Consider the following 22,031-nt stretch of genomic DNA (forward strand, 5'->3'; position numbering starts at 1 on the left):
CCCCCCCCCCCCCCCCCCCCCCCCCCCCCCCCCCCCCCCCCCCCCCCCCCCCGCCCCCCCCCCCCCCCCCCCCCCCCCCCCCCCCCCGGGGTGCGGGCGCGCCGCGACCGCGTACTGGCCTACCGTGGAGTACGGACCCGGGGCGACGGACGCGACGAGCAGGGGCACAGGTGGACTGGACGGCAGCGGGTGGCCACGGCCACCCCGCGGCGGAGGGCTTCGCCCACGACGCGCTGCTCTACGACTCCCTGGAGGAGCTCGTCGCCACGGCGGGCCCGTTCCTCCGCGCGGGCCTGGCCGCCGGCGACGCCGCGGTGGTCGCCGCCTCGCCCCCGGCCGCCGCCGCGCTGCGCGAGGCGCTGGACGACGAGCGGGTACTGGTCCTCGACCGCGGCGACGCCTACGGGCCGCGGACGCCGGCCGCCATCACCGCTTTCCGCCGGCTGGCCGAGGGCCAGCGGGCCGCCGGGGCGGCGCGGGTCCGGGTGCTCGGCGAGCTGGACTTCGGGACCACGCCGCGCCAGTGGCTCGAGTGGGAGCGCTACGACGCCGTCATCAACGAGGCGCTGCGCGGCTGGGACCTCTGGGGCGTCTGCGCGTTCGACACCCAGCGCCTCCCCGAGCCGGTGCTCGCCACCGCGACCCGCACCCACACGCACCTGGTGACGCCCGCGAGCCGCACCCTCAACCCCGCGTACACCGAACCGGCCAGCTACCTGCGCACGCTGCCGGTGCCCGACGAGCCGCTCGAGGCGACGCCGCCGCGGTTCGCGGCCGCCGACGTCGCCGACTTCATCGGCCTGCGGCACGCCGTCGCCGCCCAGCTCGCCGGGGTCGCGGCGCCCGCCGACCTGGTCGAGGACTTCCTGCTCGCCGTGGACGAGATGACCTCCAACGCCGTCCGGCACGGGCTGCCGCCGGTGAGCCTCCGCCTCTGGACCACCGCGGACCGGATCGTGTGCACCATCGCCGACGGTGGGCCGGGCTGGGACGACCCGTTCGCCGGGTACGGGCCGGCGCACGGGTCGGACCTCTCCCGGGGAGGCATGGGGCTGTGGCTGGCCCGGCAGCTCTGCGACCACGTGGACATCTCCGGTGGCGCGCACCACCCCGGCGACGGCGGGGTGCGCGTCCGGCTCACCACCGTCCTGCGCTGAGCCGTCACACCGTTCCCCGTTTCCGTCCAGTGGGGACGGTGGCCGCGCGGCGCACCCGCGGGCCGCGATACTGGGGACCTCGACCGGGCGACGATGGGAGCAGCGTGGTGGATCGGGCGCGCACGGACCACGGACGGATCACCGTCCTCGTGGAACGGGAGGGCTGACGTGGACAAGGTGCTTCCCTCCGCCGCGGAGGCGGTGGCCGACATCCCCGCGGGTGCGACGCTCGCGGTGGGCGGGTTCGGGCTGTGCGGGGTGCCGTACGCGCTGATCGACGCGATCCTCGAGCAGGGCACGGATCAGCTGACGACCATCTCCAACAACTGCGGGGTCGACGACCAGGCCCTCGGCGTGCTGCTCTACGCGGGGCGGATCCGCAAGACGATCAGCTCCTTCGTCGGCGGCAACAAGGAGCTGGCCCGGCTGTACCTGTCCGGCGAGCTGGAGGTCGAGCTGACCCCGCAGGGCACGCTGGCCGAGCGGCTGCGCGCCGGCGGCGCCGGCATCCCCGCCTTCTACACCCCCACCGGCGTCGGCACGCTGGTCGCCGAGGGCGGCATCCCCCTCCGCTACGACGCCGAGGGCACCGTCGTGGAGGTGAGCCGGCCGAAGGAGGTGCGGGAGTTCGACGGGCGGCAGTACGTGCTGGAGACCGCCCTGACCGCCGACTTCGGGCTGGTGCACGCCGCCGTGGGCGACCGGCACGGCAACCTGGTGTTCCACGAGTCGGCGCGCAACTTCAACCCGCTCGCCGGGATGGCCGGGCGGATCACGATCGCCGAGGTCGAGGAGCTCGTCGAGCCGGGCGAGATCACGCCCGAGGACGTGCACCTGCCCGGCGTCTACGTCGACCGCGTGGTGGTCGTCGGCGGCGACCGCAAGCCGATCGAGCGGCGAACGACCCGGCCCCGCACCGACCGCGCGCAGACCCCGGCCGCCGCCGGCGAGGAAGCCACCACCGAGGGAGCACGCTGATGGCCCTGACCCGTGAGCAGCTGGCCGCCCGTGTGGCACTGGAGCTGGAGGACGGCCAGTACGTCAACCTGGGCATCGGGATGCCCACCCTGGTGCCGAACTACGTGCCCGAGGGCGTGCACGTGGTCCTGCACTCGGAGAACGGCGTCCTCGGCGTCGGCCCCTACCCCTTCGAGGGCGAGGAGGACCCGGACCTGATCAACGCCGGCAAGGAGACCGTCACGCTCCTGCCCGGCGCCAGCTTCTTCGACTCGGCGATGTCGTTCGGCATGATCCGCGGCCAGCACCTGGACGTCGCGGTGCTGGGCGCCATGCAGGTCAACCCCCGCGGCGACCTGGCCAACTGGCTGATCCCCGGCAAGATGGTCAACGGGATGGGCGGGGCGATGGACCTCGTCCACGGCGCCCGCCGGGTGATCATCATGATGGAGCACGTGGCCCGCGACGGCTCACCGAAGATCGTGCAGGAGTGCACCCTGCCGCTGACCGGCAAGGCCTGCGTCGACCGCGTCGTCACCGACCTCGCCGTCATCGACGTCACCCCGGACGGCCTGGTCCTGCGCGAGACGGCGCCCGGGGTCTCCGCCGACGACGTGGTCGCCGCGACCGGCGCCCCGCTCACCGTCGCCGACGACGTCCGCGAGATGCCGCTGCCCGCCTCCGTCTGACCCGCGCCGAGTGTCGGCCGGCTGTCGTCTCCCCGGCCGGGAAGCGACAGCGGGCCGACACCCGCTCAGCGGAGCAGGGCCGCGAGGCGGGTCAGGAGACGGTCGGGGTCGTGCAGGTCGGCGGCGGTCACGAACACCACCGTCCACCCGGCCGCGGTGAGCCGGTTGAGCCGGCGGCGGTCCGCGGCGACCTGCTGCCGCGTCTCCCCGTGCCAGGCGCCCTCGTACTCCACGGCCACCTTCCGGTCCGGCCAGGCGAAGTCGACGCGCGCGACGAACCCCTCGGCGTCCCGGATGCTGAACGGGGCGACGGGGCGGGGCAGGCCCGACCGGTGCAGGAGCAGCCGCAGCCGGGTCTCCTGCGGCGACGCGGCCAGCCCGTCGGCGAGTTCAGCGGCGGCTCGCGCCTCGCGGCAGCCCCTCCCGCGCGCGGCGGCCGCGGTCTCGCGCACCCACGCCAACCGGGTCACCCCGAGGTCGACGAACCGGTCGACCAGCACGACGGCCTCGTCCAGCGGGCCCCTCCCGGCCAGGTCGACGACGGTGAGCTCGGCGCTCGTCAGCGGGATGCCCGCCCGGTGCGCGACGTGTTCTGCCGCGAGGTGACGACGCCGCACCCGCACACCCGGTTCGCGGCACACGGTCGACCCCGCTGGGACGGTGAGCTCGACGTCGTCGAGGGGTCCGGCGAGGGGCAACCCCCACAGGACCGCCGCGCTCTTCCCGCTCACCACCGCGCCGGGCACCAGCAGCTGAGCCGCCGCGCCGGCTCGGAGGGCGTGCGTGACCGGAAGCGCGGCGCAGGCGTAGACGTCACGGAACAAGCGCTGCCACGCGGGACCACGCAGCTGGCCGCGGCTGAGCGTGCCGGCTGCGACCGCGCTGGAGCCACGGAAGACACGTCCGCGCAGCTCGACCGGGCGATGGGGCGGGACGGGCACGTGCAGAAGCGTGGCCGACCGCGCGGCAGCGCGCTGACGCCGTCCACAGCCGGGCTGCGGGTGTCGGCCGGTGGTCGTCTCCGGGGCGCGGAGACCACCACCGGCCGACGGTCGATCAGGCGGACGTGCCGCGGAGCTCGGCGAGGATGGGGCCGGCGACCTTGAAGGCGTGGTTGGCCGCGGGCACCCCGGCGTAGACGGCGGCGTGCTGGATGACCTCGGCGATCTCCTCGTCGGAGAGCCCGTTGTTCACGGCCGCGCGCACGTGCAGGGCGAACTCCTCCCAGTGCCGCAGCGCGATGGTGATCGACAGCGTCATCAGGCTGCGGTCCCGGCGGGCCAGCCCGGGGCGCTGCCAGAGGTCGCCCCACGCGGTGCGGGTGATGAAGTCCTGGAAGTCCGCGGTGAACGGGGTGGTGGCGGCGACGGCGCGGTCCACGTGCGCGTCGCCCAGCACCTCGCGGCGGGTGCGCATGCCGGCCTCGCGGCGGGCGGCGTCGGTGTCGGGCAGCTCGCTCATCGGGCGCCTCCGGCGGCGTCGAAGTGGCGGAGCAGCGCGCCGGTGACCTCCGCCGCGCGCTCCAGGTTGCCCAGGTGGGCGGCCGGGCTGAGCGTGAGCAGCTCCGCCCCGGCGATGCCCGCGGCGATCGCCTCCTGGTGCGGGGGCGGCAGCGCCGGGTCCTCGGCGCCGGAGACGACGAGCGTCGGGGCGGTGATGCGCCGCAGGTCCTCGCGCAGGTCGATGCCGCCGACCACCTCGCAGCACGCGGCGTAGCCCTCGTCGTCGGCGCCGGCCACCATCGCCTCGAGCCGGGCCACGAGGTCGGGGTGCTGCGCGGCGAAGCCAGGGGTCAGCCAGCGGGAGACCACCGTCGGGGCGAAGCCGGCGGTGCCTTCGGCGCGGGCCTGCGCGGCCCGGTCGAGGAAGCCCTGGGGCTCGGTCCTCGCCGAGCTGAACAGCACGGCGAGTCCCTGCACGCGGGAGGGCTCGCGGGCCGCCATCCGCATGCCGACCATGCCGCCGAGCGAGACCCCGGCGACGTGCGCCCGCTGCGCCCCGAGCCGGTCGAGCAGCGCCAGGACGTCGTCGACCAGGTCGTCGAGGGAGTACGGCCCGGCCGGCGCGGGTGACTCGCCGTGGCCGCGGCCGTCGTAGGTGACCACCCGGAACCGCTCGGCCAGCGCGGGTACCTGCGGGTCCCACATCGCGCGGGCCGCGCCCAGGGAGTTGGACAGGACGACCACGGGCGCGTCGGCGGGTCCGGTGACGGTGTGGGCGACGGGGACGGCGCTCATCGGGCTCCCTCGGTGAGGTGGGTGTGCTCGGCCAGGACCTCGTCGACCTGTGCGCCCGCCTCGCCGACGTCCGGCCGTGCGCCGAGCAGTGCGGCGAGGTCGACGTCGTCCCGGCCGGCCACCACGTCGGCCAGCGGCCGCCCGGTGGCCTCGGCCTCCCGCACGGCGGCCGCCGCCTCGTCGTGCGCCGCGTCGCGGCCGAGCAGCGGGGTCAGGGCGTCGGCGAGCGCCCCGGCGAGCTCCGGGTCGCGGGCCGCGGCCACCGTCGCCGCCATGCGGGCGGGGTCGGGGCGCAGGCCGGCGAGGCTCTCGACCAGCCAGGCCGCGGCCGAGCCGACCGTCGACAGCAGGTCGGTCAGGGCCGGCCACTCGCTGTGCCAGGCTCCGGCGGCGCGCTCGTGCTCCTGCTCCATCGCACCCAGCAGGGTGGCCACGAGGCCGGGGGCCCGCCGGGCGCAGGCGCGGGCGGAGATGGCTGCGACAGGGTTGCGCTTGTGCGGCATGGCGGACGAGCCGCCCCGGCCGGCGCCGGTCTCGGCGACCTCGGCCACCTCGCTCTGCGCGAGCAGCACGACGTCGACGGCCACGGTGGCCAGCACGCCGGCGGTGGCGCCGAGCGCGCCGGCCAGGTCGGCGACCGGTAGCCGCACGGTGTGCCAGGGGGCGGCGGTGGCGACCAGCCCGAGCTCGGCGGCGAGCGCTGCCCGCAGCGCCGTCCCCGACCCGTCGGTGGCGGCCAGGGTGCCGACCGCCCCGCCGTACTGGACCGGCAGCGACGCCACCACCTCAGCCAGCCGCAGCCGGGCGCCGTCCAGCCCGCTGAGCCAGCCGGCGGCCTTCAGGCCGAAGGTGGTGGGCAGCGCCTGCTGCAGAAGGGTGCGTCCCATGAGGACGTCGTCGCGGTGGGCCCGGGCCAGCCCGGCCGCCGCCTCGGCCGCGAGCGCGAGATCACGGTCGATCGCGGCGATCGCCCGGCGGCTCATGAGCACCAGCGCGGTGTCGACGACGTCCTGGCTGGTGGCGCCGACGTGGACGGCCACCGCGTGGCGCTCCCCCACCGCGGCCCGCAGCACCCGCACCAGCGGCGGCACCGGGTTGCCGGCATCGGCGGCGTGCGCGACCACGGAGGCCAGGTCGAGGGCCGCGGGTTCGGCGCAGGCGCGCGTGACCGCGTCGGCGGCCGTGGCGGGCACCAGCCCCGTCGCCGCGGCGGCGCGCGCCAGGGCGGCCTCCACGTCGAGGAGCGCGTCGAACCAGGCGGAGTCGGAGACGGCGGTCGCCGCGCCGCCGCGGGCGAAGGTCGCGCTGAAGAGACCGGTCACGTCCCGTTCCTACCGCGTCGAGGGCCCTCGGGCGGGCTCATACCGCGAAGAACACCGTCTCGCGCTCGCCCTGCAGGTGGACGTCGAAGCGGTAGCCGTCACCGCCCGGGGCGGCGAGCAGCGTCTGCCGCGCGGCCTCGTCGGGCAGCGAGCGCAGCACGACGTCCTCGGCGTTCGCCTCGACCTCGTCGGCGAAGTAGATGCGGGTGACCACCCGGTCGAGCAGCCCACGGGCGAACACCGAGACGTCGATGTGCGGCGCCTGCAGCCCGCCCTCGCCGTCGGGCACCCGGCCCGGCTTGAGGGTGAACACCGAGAACTCCCCGGTGATCGTCTGCGCGCGGGCGTAGCCGCGGAAGCCCGGGTAGGACGCCGCGCCGCGGGGGTCCTCGGGCGAGGGGAACCGGCCGTCGGGATCGGCCTGCCAGGTCTCGATCATGGCGTCGGGCACGACCTCACCGGCGCCGTCGAACACGCGACCGCGCAGCCAGAAGCCGCCCGGGTTGCCCTCGGCGGCGGCGAACTCGCCGTCGGGCCAGGTGAGCCCGATGGCGAGGTAGGGGCCGACGGTCGCGCTCGGCGTGGTGCCCAGCCGGAACGGGCCGGTGAGGAAGCCGCTGCCGCGCTGCCCGGAGCGCGGCTGGAAGGGGGTGGGCGGGTCCGGCGGGACGTCCAGCGGGTTCACGGTCACGCGACATCTCCGTCGTCGTCGGTCTCGAACGGCGTCTGGTCGGTCCCGCGCAGCACGATGTCCCACTCGAAGGCCAGCGCCCAGTTGTCCTGGGTGCGCTCGAGGGAGAACCGGCTGATCGCCCGGTGCCGCGCCGCCGGCGGGATGGAGTTGAAGATGGGGTCCTGGCCGAACAGCGGGTCGTCCGGGAAGTACATCTGGGTGACCAGCCGCTGGGTGAAGGCGCGGCCGAAGAGGCTGAAGTGGATGTGCGCGGGGCGCCAGGCGTTGTGGTGGTTCCCCCACGGGTAGGCGCCGGGCTTGATCGTCAGGAACTCGTACCGGCCGAGGCTGTCGGTCACGACCCGGCCGAGACCGTCGAAGTGCGGGTCCAGCGGCGCGGGCCAGTTGTCGACGACGTGCCGGTAGCGGCCGGACGCGTTGGCCTGCCACACCTCCACGAGCGCGTCGGGCACCGGGCGGCCGTCGCTGTCCAGCACGCGGCCGTGGACGAGGATCCGCTGGCCCATCGCCTCGCCCCCGTTGCGCAGGGTGAGGTCGGCGTCGTGCGGGAGCACGCGGTCCTCGCCGAGCACCGGACCGGTGACCTCGGTGAGCCGGTGCGGCAGGTCCACCGGCGTCCGCAGGGGGGCCCGCAGGGCGGTGCTCCGGTAGCCGGGGAAGCCCACGGGGGTGCGCACCCCGGCGTCCTCGCGCAGGTACCGCGGCAGGTGCAGGCCGTCGGCGGACGTGGTCCCGGTCATGGCCGGACGGTACGGCCGCCCGGCTACGCTCCCAAGTCCAGCTTTCCACTGGACGGGAGACGAGCAGCATGGCCGGTCGCAGCGCCACCCCGGGACGGTCGGTCACCTCGCGGGCGCTGGGGATCCTCGACGCCTTCGACAGCCGCACGCCGCGACTGTCCCTCTCGGAGATCGCCGACCGCTCGGGCACGCCGCTGACCACCGCCCACCGGCTGCTCGGCGAGCTGACCGACTGGGGCGCGCTGATCCGCCGCCCCGACGGCCGCTACGAGATCGGCCGCAAGCTCTGGGACCTCGGCCTGCTGGCCCCCGTCCAGCTCGAGCTCCGCCAGGTCGCCGCCCCGTTCCTCCTGGACCTGCACACCACCACCCGCGACACCGTGCACCTGGCCGTCCGGGAGGGGCTGCACGCGCTCTACGTCGACCGGGTCTCGGGCCGGGAGTCGGTGCCGGTGGTCAGCCAGGTCGGCAGCCGGCTGCCGCTGCACGCCACGGGCGTGGGCAAGGTGCTGCTGGCCGCTGCTCCCGACGACGTGGTCGACCAGTCGCTGCGCTCGCTGCGACCGCTCACCCGGCACACCGTCACCGATCCGGCGAGGCTCACCCGCGAGCTGGCCGAGATCCGGCGCCGCCGGTACGCCCGCACCTGCGAGGAGATGTCGCCGGGCACGGCCTCCGTCGCGGTGCCGGTGCAGGTGGAGCGGGAGGCCGGACCACTGGCCGTCGCGGCGCTGGGCATCGTGGTGCCCCCGCACCGGCGCGACGTCGCCCGTCTGGTCCCCGCCCTGGAGATGGCGGCCCGCGGGATCGGTCGCGAGCTCGCCCGCTCGCTCGAATTCCACTGACCGGAAGGCTCGGGTCCCGGGGAGCCCGGGAGGGAGCCACACTCGTCGGCGTGCGCACCCAGGTAGGCATCATCGGCGCCGGCCCCGCCGGCCTCCTGCTGTCCCGGCTGCTCGCGCTGCAGGGCATCGACTCGGTCGTCCTGGAGAACCGCTCCCGGGAGTACGTGGAGGCACGCATCCGGGCCGGGATCCTCGAGCAGCACACGGTCGACACCCTGACCGCCGCCGGGCTGGGCGACCGGCTGCACCGGGAGGGCCTGGAGCACCGGGGCATCCACCTCCAGTACCCGGGCACCCGCCACCAGCTGGACTTTCCCTCGCTGTGCGACCGCACGGTGTGGGTCTACGGCCAGACGGAGGTCACCAAGGACCTCATCGCCGCGCAGCTGGCCGGCGGCCCGCCGCTGCTGTTCGAGGTCTCCGACGTCGTGGTCGAGGACGTCGACACCGACTCCCCGCGGATCCGGTTCACCGACTCCGACGGCGTGGCGCAGGTGCTCGAGTGCGACGTCGTGGCGGGCACCGACGGGTTCCACGGCGTCTCCCGGCCGGTCGTGCAGGCCGGCCCCGGCGCGCGCACGTGGGAGCGCACCTACCCCTACGCCTGGCTCGGCATCCTGGCCGACGCCGCACCGGCCACCGACGAGCTGATCTACGCCTGGCACCCGGAGGGGTTCGCGCTCTACTCGATGCGCTCCCCCAGGGTCTCCCGGCTCTACCTCCAGGTCGACCCCGCCGAGAAGATCGAGGACTGGTCCGACGACCGGATCTGGGACAACCTCTCCCGCCGGTTCGCCCTGGACGGCTGGGAGATCAACACCGGCACGGTGACCGAGAAGTCGATCCTGCCGATGCGCTCGTTCGTCAGCGCACCCATGCGCCGGGGCCGGCTCTTCCTGGCCGGGGACGCCGCCCACATCGTCCCGCCGACCGGCGCCAAGGGGCTCAACCTCGCCGTCGCCGACGTGACGCTGCTCGCGCAGGCGCTGGTGCGACTGCTCGCCGAGAAGCAGACGGACCTGGTCGACAGCTACTCCGACCGGGCGCTGACCCGCGTCTGGCGGTCCACCCACTTCTCCTGGTTCATGACCTCGATGCTGCACACCTCCGGTGACGACTTCGACGCCCAGCTGCAGCTGTCCCAGCTGCGCCGGGTCTGCTCCTCGGAGGCCGCGGCCCGCGAGCTCGCCGAGAACTACACCGGGCTGCCGATCGAGCACTGACCCCGCCCCCGGGAGCCGGCCGCCGGCCCGGGCGCGGACCCTCAGGCGAGGTCGGCGAGGGCCGCCCGGACTCCGCGGCCACGCAGCGCGAGGCGCGTGGCGCGGTAGGCAGCGGCGAAGCGGGCGTCGTCCACGAGGTCCCCGAACAGGGTGCGGTCGGCGACGAAGGCGAGCGGGTCCGCCGCCTTCGCCGCGGCGACCAACCCGTCACGGCGGGAGTCCACGACCTCCAGCGGGCACCCCTCCTCGTCCGGGCCCTCCAGGGAGCGGGCCCAGGCGGCCAGCACGAGGACGCAGCGGCGGATCTCGCCGCCCGAGGCGAGGTTCGCCCGCAGCACCGGCAGCAGGAACTGCGGGATCCGGTCGGAGGCCTCGGCGCGGATGCGGTCGAGCGTGTCGGCGATCGCCGGGCTGGCGAACCGCTCCAGCAGCGTCTGCCGGTACCGCTCCAGGTCGATGCCGGGAACAGGGCGCAGGGTCGGCGCGGCCTCCTCGCGCAGGTAGCCCTCCAGCAGCCGGCGGAACAGCGGATCGGCGCAGGCCTCGTGGACGTACCGCAGGCCCGCCAGCCGACCGGTCTGCGCGAGCATCTGGTGCCCGGCGTTGAGCAGCCGCAGCTTCATGAGTTCGTAGGGCGCGACGTCGTCCACGAGCTGGACGCCGACCTCCTCCAGCGGCGGGCGGCCGCAGGCGAAGGAGTCCTCCTGCACCCACTGCGTCCACGGCTCGCACACCACCGGCCACCGGTCCTCGATGCCGAACCGGTCGGCCAGCCGGGCCCGGTCGGCATCCGTGGTGACCGGCGTGATCCGGTCGACCATCGAGTCCGGGAAGGGCACCTCCCGGGCCACCCACTCCCCCAGCTCCGGGTCCCGCAGCCGGGCGAAGGCCGCGAAGCTCGCCCGCGCCAGCCGACCGTTGCCCGGGATGTTGTCGCAGGAGACGACCGTGAACGGCGGGAGCCCGCGGGCGCGCCGGCGCACCAGCGCCTCGACGACCAGGCCGAACGAGGTCCGCAGCGCGGCACCCGGCCGCAGGTCGTGGACCACGCCGGGGTCGGTCCCGTCGAACTCCCCGGTCACCGCCGAGGCGTTGTAGCCGCCCTCGGTGACGGTCAGGGTGACGACGCGGACGGCAGGGTCGGCCATCCGCGCCACCACCGCGTCGGGGTCGTCGGGGGCGAACAGGTACTCGACGAGCGAGCCGACCACCCGCGCCTCCTCGGTGCCGTCGGGATGCCGCACCACCAGCGTGTAGAGGCAGTCCTGGGCGGCCATCGCCTCGGCCATGCGCCGGTCGGCCGGGAGGACGCCGACGCCGCAGATCCCCCAGTCGAGCGCCCGCCCCTGCTCCATGAGGCGGTCCAGGTACATCGCCTGGTGGGAGCGGTGGAAGCCGCCCACCCCGAGGTGCACGATCCCGACGCGCAGCCGGCCCCGGTCGTAGGACGGCGTGGAGACCGGTGGGCCCAGCGTGCCGCGGGTGCGCTCGGTCAGGGGAACGGCCACGCACTGCCCATTCCCCGGGAGCGATCCGGGTAACGGCACCCGGCCGATCACCTCGGCGCCCCGCTCGCGGGACCTCGCGCTACCGTGCGCGCATGGTGGCGTAGCTCACACCGGGTGGGCTCGCCGACCGCAGGAGGTCCAGTGCGCACCCACGTCCCCCGATCCTTCCGCCGTTCGCTGCTCGCCGTCGCCGCGGGCGCGGCTCTCACCGCCGGCGCCCTCGCCGCCGCTGGGCCGGCCGGCGCCGCACCCGATCCCGCGCCCCTGGTCGTGCCGACCACGGAGGGCGCCGTCGAGGGCACCTCGACCGGGAACTACCGGCTGTTCCAGGGCATCCCGTTCGCCGCCCCGCCGGTGGGCGAGCTCCGATTCCGCCCGCCGGCACCGGCACAGCCCTGGCAGGGCGTCCGGGACGCCACGGCACCCGGCAGCCCCTGCCCACAGGAACCGAGCGCCACCAACCCCTGGTCGTCGGTCGACGAGGACTGCCTCTACCTGAACGTCACGACCCCCTCGGGGCTGGACACCCAGCGGCGGAACCTGCCGGTCATGGTCTGGATCCACGGCGGGTCCTGGCGGACCGGCACGGGCGCGGCCTACGACGCCGCGAAGCTCGCCGTCGAGGGCGACGTCGTCGTGGTGACGATCAACTACCGGCTCGGCCCGCTGGGCTTCATGGCCCAGGAGGACCTCTCGCGGGAGAACGGGGACGTCGCCTCCGGGAGCGCCGGGCTGCTCGACCAGCAGGCGGCGCTGCGCTGGGTGGAGCGCAACATCCGCGCCTTCGGCGGCAACCCGGGGCGGGTCACCATCTTCGGCGAGTCCGCCGGCGGCTCGGCGGTCTGCGCCCAGCTCACCTCGCCGACCGCGCGGGGTCTGTTCGACCGGGCCATCGCGCAGAGCTACAGCTGCACGACCCCGTACGACACCCTGGAGACGGCCGAGGCCACGGGCGCCTCGGTCGCGGAGGCCGTCGGCTGCGCCAGTGCGGCGGACGTCGCCGCGTGCCTGCGGGCCACGCCGGTGCAGGAGCTGCTCACCGCCTGGCCGGGCGGCTCCTTCGTCGTCGGCGGATCGGCGCTGCCGGTGCAGCCGGCCGAGGCGATCGCGGCCGGCGACCACGCGCGCGTGCCGGTCATGCACGGCAACCTCAGCGACGAGAACACCTTGTTCACGCCGCTGAACCCGGCCGTGGCAGCGCTGGCGAACGACGCCGACGGCTTCACCGAGGCCGATTACCGGGTCGTCCTCGGCAGCGTCTTCGGCGAGGGCGCCGGAGCCGTCCTGGCGCAGTACCCGGCGAGCGCCTACCCCTCACCGCTGCGCGCCCTGGCCGCCGTCAACAGCGACGCCGGCAGCGCGCTGTCGACGTGCGAGCACGTCGACGCCTACGACACGCTGGCCCGTCCCCCGGTGCCGGCCCCGGTGTTCGCCTACCAGTTCCGCGACGAGACGGCCGACCCGCTGCTGGACTTCCCGTACCCGGCGTACCCGGAGGACGCGCAGCACGCGACCGAGCTGCCGTACCTGTTCCCGGGGCTGTTCGGCGACGGGCTGGACGCCGAACAGGAGCAGCTTTCCACGGCGATGGTGCGCTACTGGACGAACTTCGCGGCCCACGGCAACCCCAACGGCCCCGGCGTCCCGACGTGGACCCGGTACCGGGCCCCGGCCGACGTCCAGGGCCTCGACATCGCCTCCGACGGGGGGATCGGCCCGGTCGACGTCGCCGCCGAGGCCAACTGCGCGTTCTGGTCGACCCTGTCCTAGAGCGCGGGCAGCGGCACCGGTTCCCGGGGGGAGTCCTCTCCGGGAACCGGTGCCGCCCGCTTTTCGCCCCGCCGGGGGTGCCGCATCTACTGGCCGGTACCGCATGTGGGATCGTCCGAGGCACACGTCGAGACGGCGGGCGCGACGACGAGTGCCGCCGTCAGGAAATGAGGACCGATGCGGTTGCAGCTGTCCCCGGAGCTCGAGGCCTTCCGGGAGGAGATGCGGACCTTCTTCACCACCCAGGTGCCGCAGGAGATCCGCGACAAGGTCACGTCCCACCGGCACGTGACCAAGGAGGAGTACGTCGAGGCCCAGCGCGCGCTCAACGCCGCGGGCCTGGCCGTGCCCCACTGGCCGGTCGAGTGGGGCGGCCGGGACTGGACGCCCCTGCAGCGCCACATCTGGCGCGAGGAGATGCAGCTGGCCGGCGTCCCCGAGCCGCTGGCCTTCAACACCAGCATGATCGGCCCGGTCATCGCCGCCTTCGGCAACCAGGAGCAGAAGGAGCGCTTCCTCGCCAAGACGGCGAACCTCGACATCTGGTGGTGCCAGGGCTTCTCCGAGCCCGACGCCGGCTCCGACCTCGCCTCGCTGCGCACCACCGCCGTCCGCGACGGCGACGACTGGGTGGTCAACGGGCAGAAGACCTGGACGACCCTGGGCCAGCACGCCGACTGGATCTTCTGCCTGGTCCGCACCGACCCGACCGCGGAGAAGAAGCAGCGCGGCATCTCGATGCTGGTCTTCCCGATGGACACCCCCGGCGTCACGCTCCGCCCCATCGAGCTCATCGACGGCGGCTTCGAGGTCAACGAGGTGTTCTTCGAGGACGTGCGCGTCCCCGCCGAGAACCTCATCGGCGAGGAGAACCGCGGCTGGGACTACGCCAAGTTCCTCCTCGGCAACGAGCGCGTCGGCATCGCCCGCGTGGGCGCGACCAAGAAGATGCTCGCCCAGGCGAAGGACTACGCCCGCGAGATCACCGTCGACGGCCGCCCGCTGCTGGAGGACCCGTTCATGGCCCGGCGGATCGCCGAGATCGAGAACGAGGTGGTGGCCCTGGAGCTCACCGCGCTGCGCGTCGTCGCCAACTCCGCCGACGGCAAGCCGCACCCGGCCTCGTCGGTGCTCAAGCTCAAGGGGTCGGAGCTGCAGCAGGCCGCCACCGAGCTGCTGGTCGACATCGCCGGCCCGCTCTCGGTCGCCTCGTTCGCCGAGGAGGGCTCCGACGTGCCGGACTGGGCGCGCGTCGCGACGCCGCACTACCTGAACTACCGGAAGGTCTCCATCTACGGAGGCTCCAACGAGGTTCAGCGCACCATCATCGCCGGCACGATTCTGGGGCTGTGATCTGACGTGAACTTCGACTTCGACAGCGAGCAGAACGACCTGCGGGAGGCCGTGCGCGGCCTGCTGGCGCGCACGTACGCCGACAGCGAGCAGCGTCGCAAGGTGGTCGCGAACGACCCGGGCTTCGACGAGAAGACCTGGTCGCGGCTGGCCGAGATGGGGCTGCTCGGTCTGCCCTTCGCCGAGGAGCACGGCGGCATGGGCGCCGGGCCGATCGAGGTGGCGATCGTCGCCGAGGAGATGGGCCGGGTCATCGCCCCGGAGCCGTTCATCGAGGCGGTCGTGCTGGCCGGTGGGCTGATCGCCGCCGTCGGCACCGACGAGCAGAAGGGCGAGCTCCTCGCGGCCATCGCCGAGGGCACCTGCGTGCCGGCCTTCGCCCACGCGGAGATCGGCACGCGGTGGAGCGCGTCGGCGTCGGCGGTCACCGCCGCGCAGTCCGGCGACGGGTGGACCCTGACCGGCGTCAAGGAGCCGGTGCCCACCGGCGCCCGCGCCGACGTCCTCGTCGTCTCCGCCGCGGTGGACGGCGGCACGGGGCTGTTCGTGGTGCAGGGCGACGCCGCGGGTCTGACCCGCACCGGCTACCGCACCCACGACGGCACCCGCGCCGCCAACGTCCGCTTCGACGGCACCCCGGCGGCCCTGCTCGGTACCGGCGGAGACCAGACGGCCGCGATCGAGCGGGCGCTGGCCGAGGCGCGCATCGCCTACAGCCACGAGGCGATCGGGGCGATGGACACCGCGCTGCGGATCACCGCGGAGTACCTCAAGACCCGCAAGCAGTTCGGGGTCACGCTCAACAAGTTCCAGGCGCTCACCTTCCGCGCGGCGGACATGTACGTGTCCCTGGAGCTGGCCCGGAGCACCGCGCTGTGGGCGTCGATGGTCACGGATGCCGGCGGCGACGTCGTCTCCGCCGCCGACCGGGCCCGGCTGCAGACCAGCCGCGCCGGCCGGCACGTCGGCAAGGAGGCCATCCAGCTGCACGGTGGCATCGGCGTGACGGCGGAGTACTCCGTCGGGCACTACACCAGCCGGCTCACCGCCATCGACCACCTGCTCGGCGACGGCGACTTCGCCGCCGCCCGGCTGGCCCGCACCGTGGGCGAGCGGGAGACCGTCGACCCGCTGGGCGCGCCCTACGCGGTCTGAAGAAACACCCCCTGCCCCCCACCGCTCGCACGCTCGCAGCGGGGCCCTGCAGGGGGCCGACGGAGCCCCGTCCCCCATCCCGGGGGGGCGGGGCTCCGTCGCGTGGCCCCCTCCCGGGTCCCGCCCTGAGCCTGCGAAGGGTGGGGAGGAGGGGGTCCTCTTTCAGTCGCCGAGCATCGCCCGGCGGAGCTCGTCGGCATCGGCCCGGACGGAGTCGAGCACCGGCACCAGGTCGTCCTCGCGCACCTGCCCGCAGGTGAGCCGCACGATCGGCACCGCCTCGTAGTCCTCGGTGGTCAGGCGCGCGGCGACCTCGAAGGCGGCGCGCAGCAGGCCACCCTCGACCGATGTGAGGTCGTCGACCTGGTTGAGCCGGTTGGTCATGCTGTGCGGGAAGCCCCACTGCTCGAGGGCGACGGCGGTCAACCGCACGCTGTTGATGCCGTAGCGGTGCAGCTCGGCGGTGCGCCGCGCGGCGAAGGCCGGGTGCTCGGCCACCAGCGCCCCGTAGCCCTCGGGGTCGTTGTGGTGCAGGAGCGCCGCACCCATCTGGGCGAGCAGGCCCACGCAGAGCGCCTCCTGCGAGCGCTCACCGAACCGCTGGGCCAAGGTCGAGGCCGCCAACGCCAGGCAGGTCGTGACGTCCCAGAAGTTCTCCGGGAGCCGCGACTCGTCGTCCAGCTCCGTGAGCGCGACGGTCGCCATCGTCCGGACGGTGGTGAAGCCGACCACCGTCACGGCGAACTGCAGCGAGGTGACCCGTCCGCGCATGCCGAAGTAGGCGGAGTTGGCCAGCTTCATCACCCGGCCGGCCAGGGCGACGTCGGACGCCAGGATGTGGGAGAGCGCCTTCGCGCTGGTGTCGTCGGAGTTGGCGACCGACACGATCTGCGCCGCCACGGGGCGCTGGGCCGCCATCGTGTCGATGCCCGCGAGCACCTTCTCCAGGTCGAAGACGGGGGGCACCTCCGCCCGGGCCGGCAGCGGGGTCACGGTCATCGGGCGCACGCTCCGTGGGTCGCGAACCAGGCGGCGGTGTCCGCTCCGGTCATGGGTGGGCAGAGGCTGAAGCCCTGCAGGTAGGTGGCACCCAGCCGGCCGAGCTCGGTCGCCTGCTCCGGGGTCTCGACGCCCTCGGCCACGGTGCTCAGGTTGAGGCTGCGGGCCAGTGCGATGACCGCGGAGGCGATCTCGGTGTGGCCGTGCGCCAGCTCCGCCACGAAGGAGCGGTCCACCTTCAGGCAGTCCACCGGCAGGTGCCGGAGGTAGGCCAGCGACGAGTAGCCGGTGCCGAAGTCGTCGATCGCCAGCTCGACGCCCTGGTCGCGCAGCTGGTGCAGGGTCTCCCGGGCCGAGTCGGGGTCCTGCATCAGCGCCGACTCGGTGATCTCCACGGAGATCCGGGACGCGTCCAGCCCGTGCCGCCGGAGAGCGTCGGCCACCTGCGGAGGGAGGTTGGCATCCAGCTGCAGGGCCGAGACGTTGACGTTCGCCCGGGGCGGCGCGGCGCCCCCCATGCGGCGGTCCCACTCCGCCAGCTGCCGGCAGGTCTCGTCGAGCACCAGCAGCCCCAGGCCGGCGATCAACCCGCTCTCCTCCGCCAGCGGCACGAACACCGCCGGGCTGATCGGGCCGCGCTCGGGGTGCGTCCACCGCGCCAGGGATTCGACGGCGACCGGGTGGCCGTCCTCGGTGCTGAAGATCGGCTGGTAGAGCAGCGTGATGTCGCGCCGCTCGATGGCGTCCCGCAGCTCGGCGACCAGGCGCAGCTTGTCGCGGGCCTCCTCGCGCGCCCGCTGGTCCAGCACGGTGATCCGCCCCTTGCCCCCGGCCTTGGCCTGGTACATGGCGATGTCGCAGTCCCGGATCAGCTCCTCGGCGCCGGCGTGTTCCTCGGTCTGGACGGTGACCCCGACGCTCGCATAGGGGCGGACGTCGACGCCCCCGAGCCGCACCGGCCGGGCCAGCTCGGCCGTGATCCGCTCGGCGAGCGCGACCGCGGCCGTCTGGTCGACCTCCTCGCAGACGACCACGAACTCGTCGCCACCGAACCGCGCCACCAGGTCCCCGGGGCGGACCACCGACCGCAGCCGGCTGGCGACCTCGGTGAGCAGCTCGTCGCCGGCGGTGTGCCCGAGCGAGTCGTTGACGACCTTGAAGTTGTCCAGGTCGAGGAACAGGCAGGCCAGGGTTCCGGCGCCCGGCACGAACCGCTCGGCGACGTACTGCGCCAGCAGCGTCCGGTTCGGCAGCCCGGTCAGCGGGTCGTGGTTGGCCTGGTGGGCCAGCGTGGCCTCGAACGCGAGCCGGTCGGTGATGTCCTCGATCGTGCCGACGAATCCCGCGCCCACGCCCGGGGTGAACAGGTGGGCGAATCGGATGACGGTCGTGCGCACGGTGCCGTCGTCGCGGAGCAGGCGGGCCTGCGCCTCGACCTCCTCGCCGTCCAGCGCCGCCGAGACCTGCTCGATCACCGTGTCGAGGTCGTCCTCGTGCACCGTGGCCATCCAGCCGGTGCCCAGCAACTCCTCGGCGCGACGGCCGACGAGGCTGCAGAATGCGTCGTTGACGTGGGCCAGCCGCATACCCTGCTCGGAGAGCAGCGTCGGCACCGGCGACCGTTCGGTGAGCGTGGAGAAGCGGCGCTCGTGGGCGTCCGCGGTCGCCCGGAGCGCGCGCTCCTGCTCGTTGGCCGTGTCGACGATGCGCACGGTCCACATCCCGCCCCGGGGCGAGGGCGTCGTGGTCACCTGGGCCTCGATGGCGGCGCCGCTCGCCGTGCGGACGGGCAGCGTCATCCGGGCCGTCCGCTCCCGCCGCAGCAGCAGCTTGAGCTCCCCGCCCCCCAGGCTGGGGAACAGCTGCTCGACGGGGAGCGCGCGGAGATCGTCCAGGCCGTAGCCCAGCAGTTCCACGGCACCGACGTTGCCCCAGCTGACCCTGGGGCGCCCGGCCACCATCTCGGCGACCACGATGGCGAGGGTGTCGCTGACGGTGGCGCTGTAGAAGACCGAGGTCACGATCTCCGGTGGGACGCGGTCGTCGCCGGGCCGGTTCATGCTGACGGACACGGTCCTCCCCTCCCGCGGCGCGGACGTCCATGTCCGCTCCGACAGGAGACCTTCGGCGGGTCGGGGGGGTGGTCTGCACCCGGCAACGGGGCGTAGCCCCCCGTCGGGGGGAGGGACACACGGTCGGTCACCGCGCGGCCGGGCTGCGGACGTGCCGTGCCTCACACTCACGGAGCCGGGCACCGCGACCCTGCGTCAGCAGGCAAGATCCGTCCAACCAACCGAGCACCGCGCACGACCCCAGCACTGGCGAGCAGGCGACGAGGCCTGCCCACCGAGGAATGGAGCGCCACGATGCAGATCGGAGTCCCGCGCGAGACGCGGCCCCGCGAGACCCGGGTGGCGGCGACCCCGGCGACGGTCACGCAGCTGGTGCGGCTGGGCTACGAGGTCGTGGTCGAGACCGGCGCCGGGGCGGCCGCCAGCTTCCCGGACGAGGCGTACGCGGAGGCCGGTGCGCGGGTCGGCTCGGGAACCGAGGCCTGGGGTGCGGAGGTCGTGCTGCGCGTGAACGCCCCCTCGCTGAGCGAGATCGGGCGGCTGGCCGACGGCGCGACGCTGATCAGCCTGCTGGCCCCCGCGCTGAACCCCGACCTGGTGGACGCGCTCGCCGCCCGCCCGATCACGGCGCTGGCCATGGACGCCGTGCCCCGGATCTCCCGGGCCCAGTCGATGGACGTGCTGTCCTCGATGGCCAACATCGCCGGGTACCGGGCGGTCGTCGAGGCGGCCAACGTGTTCGGCCGGTTCTTCACCGGCCAGGTGACCGCGGCGGGCAAGGTCCCCCCGGCCAAGGTGCTGGTCGCCGGCGCGGGTGTGGCCGGGCTGGCCGCGATCGGCACCGCGTCCAGCCTGGGCGCGATCGTGCGGGCCACCGACGTCCGCCCGGAGGTGGCCGAGCAGGTGCGCTCCCTGGGTGGTGAGTACGTCGCCGTCCCCGCGGGGGAGCAGGAGGTCAGCGCCGACGGCTACGCCCGGGAGATGGGGGAGGACTTCAACCGGCGGGCGGCGCAGATGTACGCCGAGCAGGCGAAGGACGTCGACATCGTCATCACCACCGCCCTGATCCCCGGCCGGCCCGCCCCGCGGCTGATCACCGAGGAGATGGTCGCCGCCATGCGCTCGGGCTCGGTGATCGTGGACATGGCCGCGGCACAGGGCGGCAACGTGGCCGGCTCCGTGCCCGACGAGGTGGTCGTGACCGAGAACGGGGTCACGATCATCGGGTACACCGACCTGCCCGCCCGGCTCCCCGCGCAGGCCTCCCAGCTGTACGGCACCAACCTGGTCAACCTGCTGAAGCTGCTGACCCCGGCCAAGGACGGGCACCTCGTCCTGGACTTCGACGACGTCGTGCAGCGGGCGATCACCGTCGTGCGCGCGGGCGAGAAGACCTGGCCCCCGCCACCGGTGCAGGTCTCCGCGGCACCACCACCTCCGCCCGCTCCCCCGGCCGGCGCCACCGCAGGGGCGCCGAGCGTGCCGCAGAAGACGCCCGCGCCGGCGCGGCGGTTCGCCCTCGTGGGACTGGCCGCGGCGTTGCTGTTCCTGGTGGCCGCCTACTCCCCCGACGAGCTGGTGGGGCACTTCACGGTGTTCGCGCTCTCCGTCGTCGTCGGCTTCTACGTCATCGGGGCCGTGCACCACGCCCTGCACACCCCGCTGATGTCGGTGACCAACGCGATCTCGGGGATCATCGTGGTCGGCGCACTGCTGCAGCTGAGCAGCGGCGACGGCGTCGTCCTGGCGCTCGCCTTCATCGCCACCCTGGTGGCCAGCATCAACGTCTTCGGCGGCTTCGCCGTCACCCGCCGGATGCTGGGGATGTTCTCCCGCGGCACGGGCGCTCCGGCCCGCACCACCCTCCCGGCCGCGCGATGACCGCCACCAGCGCCGCGGCCGCGGCCTACATCGTCGCCGCCCTGCTGTTCATCCTGAGCCTGGCCGGGCTGTCGCGGCACGAGACCGCCAAGGCGGGCAACGCCTACGGCATCGCCGGCATGGCGATCGCCCTGGCGGCCACCATCGGCGTGGCCACGCAGGACATCTCGGCCGTCGGGCTCACCCTGCTCGTCGTCGCCGTGGCGATCGGTGCCGCGATCGGTCTGTGGCGGGCCCGCAAGGTCGAGATGACCGGCATGCCGGAGCTCATCGCGCTGCTGCACAGCTTCGTCGGCCTGGCCGCAGTCCTCGTCGGCTGGAACGGCTACCTGTCGGTCGAGGGCGTCGAGCCGCAGGACGGTGGCCCCCTGCTCACCGGGGCCGAGGCCGGCATCCACTCCGGCGAGGTCGTGGTCGGGGTCTTCATCGGCGCGGTGACCTTCACCGGCTCGATCGTCGCCTTCCTCAAGCTCTCCGCGCGCATGAAGAGCAACCCGCTGATGCTCCCGGGGCGCAACTGGCTGAACCTCGGCGCACTGGCGCTGTTCGCCGTCCTGACCGTCGTCTTCGTGGTCGAGCCGAACCTGCTCGTGCTGTCGGTCGTGACGGTCCTCGCCCTGGCGCTGGGCTGGCATCTGGTGGCCTCGATCGGCGGCGGTGACATGCCCGTCGTCGTCTCGATGCTCAACAGCTACTCCGGCTGGGCCGCTGCCGCATCGGGCTTCCTGCTGGGCAACGACCTGCTGATCATCACCGGCGCCCTGGTCGGCTCCTCCGGCGCCTACCTCTCCTACATCATGTGCAAGGCGATGAACCGCTCGTTCCTCTCGGTCATCGCGGGCGGGTTCGGCAACGAGGGCGCGGCGGCCGCCTCCGACGTGGACTACGGCGAGCACACCGAGATCTCGGCCGAGGAGACCGCAGAGCTCCTGCGGAACGCGAAGTCGGTGGTCATCACCCCGGGCTACGGCATGGCGGTCGCCCAGGCGCAGAGCGCCGTCGCCGAGCTGACCCGCAAGCTGCGTGCGCAGGACGTCGACGTGCGCTTCGGCATCCACCCGGTGGCCGGGCGCCTGCCCGGGCACATGAACGTGCTCCTGGCCGAGGCCAAGGTGCCCTACGACGTCGTCCTGGAGATGGACGAGATCAACGACGACCTCGCCGACACCTCGGTGGTGCTGGTCATCGGCGCCAACGACACCGTCAACCCGGCCGCCACCGACGACCCCACCAGCCCGATCGCCGGCATGCCCGTGCTGCGGGTGTGGGAGGCCGAGCACGTGGTCGTGTTCAAGCGGTCCATGAACACGGGCTACGCCGGCGTGCAGAACCCGCTGTTCTTCCGGGACAACAGCCGGATGCTCTTCGGCGACGCCCGGGAGCAGGTGGAGGCGATCCTCAAGGCGCTGTGAGCCGTTCGGCCTGGCCC

19 protein-coding genes are annotated in these 22,031 nt (G+C 74.2%); 10 read left to right on the top strand and 9 right to left on the bottom strand.

The window, feature by feature from the left end; translation table 11 throughout:
* Nucleotides 1-170: 170 nt before the first annotated feature.
* The 3 genes from ACI799_RS18355 to ACI799_RS18365 all read left to right on the top strand — a co-directional run bounded on the left by ACI799_RS18355 (nucleotide 171) and on the right by ACI799_RS18365 (nucleotide 2,803).
* Nucleotides 171-1,157: an anti-sigma factor RsbA family regulatory protein gene (locus tag ACI799_RS18355; protein WP_456590688.1), complete on the top strand. Its 987-nt coding sequence runs from the start codon at nucleotides 171-173 to the stop codon at nucleotides 1,155-1,157.
* Between the two features lie 168 nt (nucleotides 1,158-1,325).
* Nucleotides 1,326-2,135: a CoA transferase subunit A gene (locus tag ACI799_RS18360; RefSeq protein WP_456590689.1), complete on the top strand. Its 810-nt coding sequence runs from the start codon at nucleotides 1,326-1,328 to the stop codon at nucleotides 2,133-2,135.
* Nucleotides 2,135-2,803: a CoA transferase subunit B gene (locus ACI799_RS18365; protein ID WP_456590690.1), complete on the top strand. Its 669-nt coding sequence runs from the start codon at nucleotides 2,135-2,137 to the stop codon at nucleotides 2,801-2,803. Before ACI799_RS18360 ends, ACI799_RS18365 begins: the two co-directional genes overlap by 1 nt.
* A gap of 65 nt (nucleotides 2,804-2,868) precedes the next feature.
* On the opposite strand, the gene ACI799_RS18370 is transcribed toward ACI799_RS18365, so the two are convergent.
* From ACI799_RS18370 to pcaH, 6 genes are all read right to left on the bottom strand, one after another.
* Nucleotides 2,869-3,744 carry a hypothetical protein gene (locus ACI799_RS18370; RefSeq protein WP_456613642.1) on the bottom strand — a complete coding sequence of 292 codons (876 nt, stop codon included), beginning with the start codon at nucleotides 3,742-3,744 and terminating at the stop codon, nucleotides 2,869-2,871.
* 115 nt (nucleotides 3,745-3,859) lie between these two features.
* The gene (pcaC, locus tag ACI799_RS18375) at nucleotides 3,860-4,264 is read right to left on the bottom strand and encodes a 4-carboxymuconolactone decarboxylase (protein ID WP_456590692.1); all 405 of its coding nucleotides are present in this window, start codon (nucleotides 4,262-4,264) and stop codon (nucleotides 3,860-3,862) included.
* Nucleotides 4,261-5,040: a 3-oxoadipate enol-lactonase gene (pcaD, locus tag ACI799_RS18380; RefSeq protein WP_456613643.1), complete on the bottom strand. Its 780-nt coding sequence runs from the start codon at nucleotides 5,038-5,040 to the stop codon at nucleotides 4,261-4,263. Before pcaD ends, pcaC begins: the two co-directional genes overlap by 4 nt.
* Nucleotides 5,037-6,362 (bottom strand): 3-carboxy-cis,cis-muconate cycloisomerase, encoded by a 1,326-nt coding sequence (pcaB, locus tag ACI799_RS18385; protein WP_456600319.1) that lies wholly within the window; start codon nucleotides 6,360-6,362, stop codon nucleotides 5,037-5,039. Before pcaB ends, pcaD begins: the two co-directional genes overlap by 4 nt.
* A gap of 37 nt (nucleotides 6,363-6,399) precedes the next feature.
* Complete coding sequence (gene pcaG / locus ACI799_RS18390; protein WP_456600320.1) at nucleotides 6,400-7,053, bottom strand: protocatechuate 3,4-dioxygenase subunit alpha; 654 nt, start codon at nucleotides 7,051-7,053, stop codon at nucleotides 6,400-6,402.
* On the bottom strand, nucleotides 7,050-7,796 hold the full coding sequence (gene pcaH / locus ACI799_RS18395; protein ID WP_456600321.1) for a protocatechuate 3,4-dioxygenase subunit beta: 747 nt from the start codon (nucleotides 7,794-7,796) through the stop codon (nucleotides 7,050-7,052). Before pcaH ends, pcaG begins: the two co-directional genes overlap by 4 nt.
* A gap of 68 nt (nucleotides 7,797-7,864) precedes the next feature.
* Between pcaH and ACI799_RS18400 the strand changes: the two genes are divergently transcribed.
* Nucleotides 7,865-8,641, top strand: a complete 777-nt coding sequence (locus ACI799_RS18400; protein ID WP_456600322.1) for an IclR family transcriptional regulator — start codon at nucleotides 7,865-7,867, stop codon at nucleotides 8,639-8,641.
* Between the two features lie 50 nt (nucleotides 8,642-8,691).
* Nucleotides 8,692-9,864: a 4-hydroxybenzoate 3-monooxygenase gene (locus tag ACI799_RS18405; protein ID WP_456613644.1), complete on the top strand. Its 1,173-nt coding sequence runs from the start codon at nucleotides 8,692-8,694 to the stop codon at nucleotides 9,862-9,864.
* A 41-nt stretch (nucleotides 9,865-9,905) separates the two neighbouring features.
* Here the strand turns inward: ACI799_RS18405 and ACI799_RS18410 are convergent, their stop codons facing one another.
* Nucleotides 9,906-11,372 carry a mannitol dehydrogenase family protein gene (locus ACI799_RS18410; protein ID WP_456613645.1) on the bottom strand — a complete coding sequence of 489 codons (1,467 nt, stop codon included), beginning with the start codon at nucleotides 11,370-11,372 and terminating at the stop codon, nucleotides 9,906-9,908.
* Between the two features lie 141 nt (nucleotides 11,373-11,513).
* On the opposite strand from ACI799_RS18410, the gene ACI799_RS18415 reads away from it, so the two are divergent.
* From ACI799_RS18415 to ACI799_RS18425, 3 genes are all read left to right on the top strand, one after another.
* On the top strand, nucleotides 11,514-13,142 hold the full coding sequence (locus ACI799_RS18415) for a carboxylesterase/lipase family protein (protein ID WP_456590700.1): 1,629 nt from the start codon (nucleotides 11,514-11,516) through the stop codon (nucleotides 13,140-13,142).
* Between the two features lie 177 nt (nucleotides 13,143-13,319).
* Nucleotides 13,320-14,495: an acyl-CoA dehydrogenase family protein gene (locus ACI799_RS18420; RefSeq protein ID WP_456590701.1), complete on the top strand. Its 1,176-nt coding sequence runs from the start codon at nucleotides 13,320-13,322 to the stop codon at nucleotides 14,493-14,495.
* 6 nt (nucleotides 14,496-14,501) lie between these two features.
* The gene (locus ACI799_RS18425) at nucleotides 14,502-15,650 is read left to right on the top strand and encodes an acyl-CoA dehydrogenase family protein (protein ID WP_456590702.1); all 1,149 of its coding nucleotides are present in this window, start codon (nucleotides 14,502-14,504) and stop codon (nucleotides 15,648-15,650) included.
* A gap of 162 nt (nucleotides 15,651-15,812) precedes the next feature.
* On the opposite strand, the gene ACI799_RS18430 is transcribed toward ACI799_RS18425, so the two are convergent.
* Nucleotides 15,813-16,649 (bottom strand): HDOD domain-containing protein, encoded by an 837-nt coding sequence (locus tag ACI799_RS18430; protein ID WP_456590703.1) that lies wholly within the window; start codon nucleotides 16,647-16,649, stop codon nucleotides 15,813-15,815.
* On the bottom strand, nucleotides 16,646-18,721 hold the full coding sequence (locus ACI799_RS18435; RefSeq protein WP_456613646.1) for a putative bifunctional diguanylate cyclase/phosphodiesterase: 2,076 nt from the start codon (nucleotides 18,719-18,721) through the stop codon (nucleotides 16,646-16,648). The genes ACI799_RS18430 and ACI799_RS18435 overlap by 4 nt, the downstream gene beginning before the upstream one ends.
* A gap of 294 nt (nucleotides 18,722-19,015) precedes the next feature.
* Between ACI799_RS18435 and ACI799_RS18440 the strand changes: the two genes are divergently transcribed.
* Both ACI799_RS18440 and pntB read left to right on the top strand, forming a co-directional pair.
* Nucleotides 19,016-20,602, top strand: coding sequence for a Re/Si-specific NAD(P)(+) transhydrogenase subunit alpha (locus tag ACI799_RS18440; RefSeq protein WP_456598145.1), 1,587 nt, complete (start codon nucleotides 19,016-19,018; stop codon nucleotides 20,600-20,602).
* The gene (gene pntB / locus ACI799_RS18445) at nucleotides 20,599-22,014 is read left to right on the top strand and encodes a Re/Si-specific NAD(P)(+) transhydrogenase subunit beta (protein WP_456590706.1); all 1,416 of its coding nucleotides are present in this window, start codon (nucleotides 20,599-20,601) and stop codon (nucleotides 22,012-22,014) included. The genes ACI799_RS18440 and pntB overlap by 4 nt, the downstream gene beginning before the upstream one ends.
* Nucleotides 22,015-22,031: the final 17 nt, after the last annotated feature.

This window comes from Blastococcus sp. SYSU DS0753 (genome assembly GCF_054051175.1).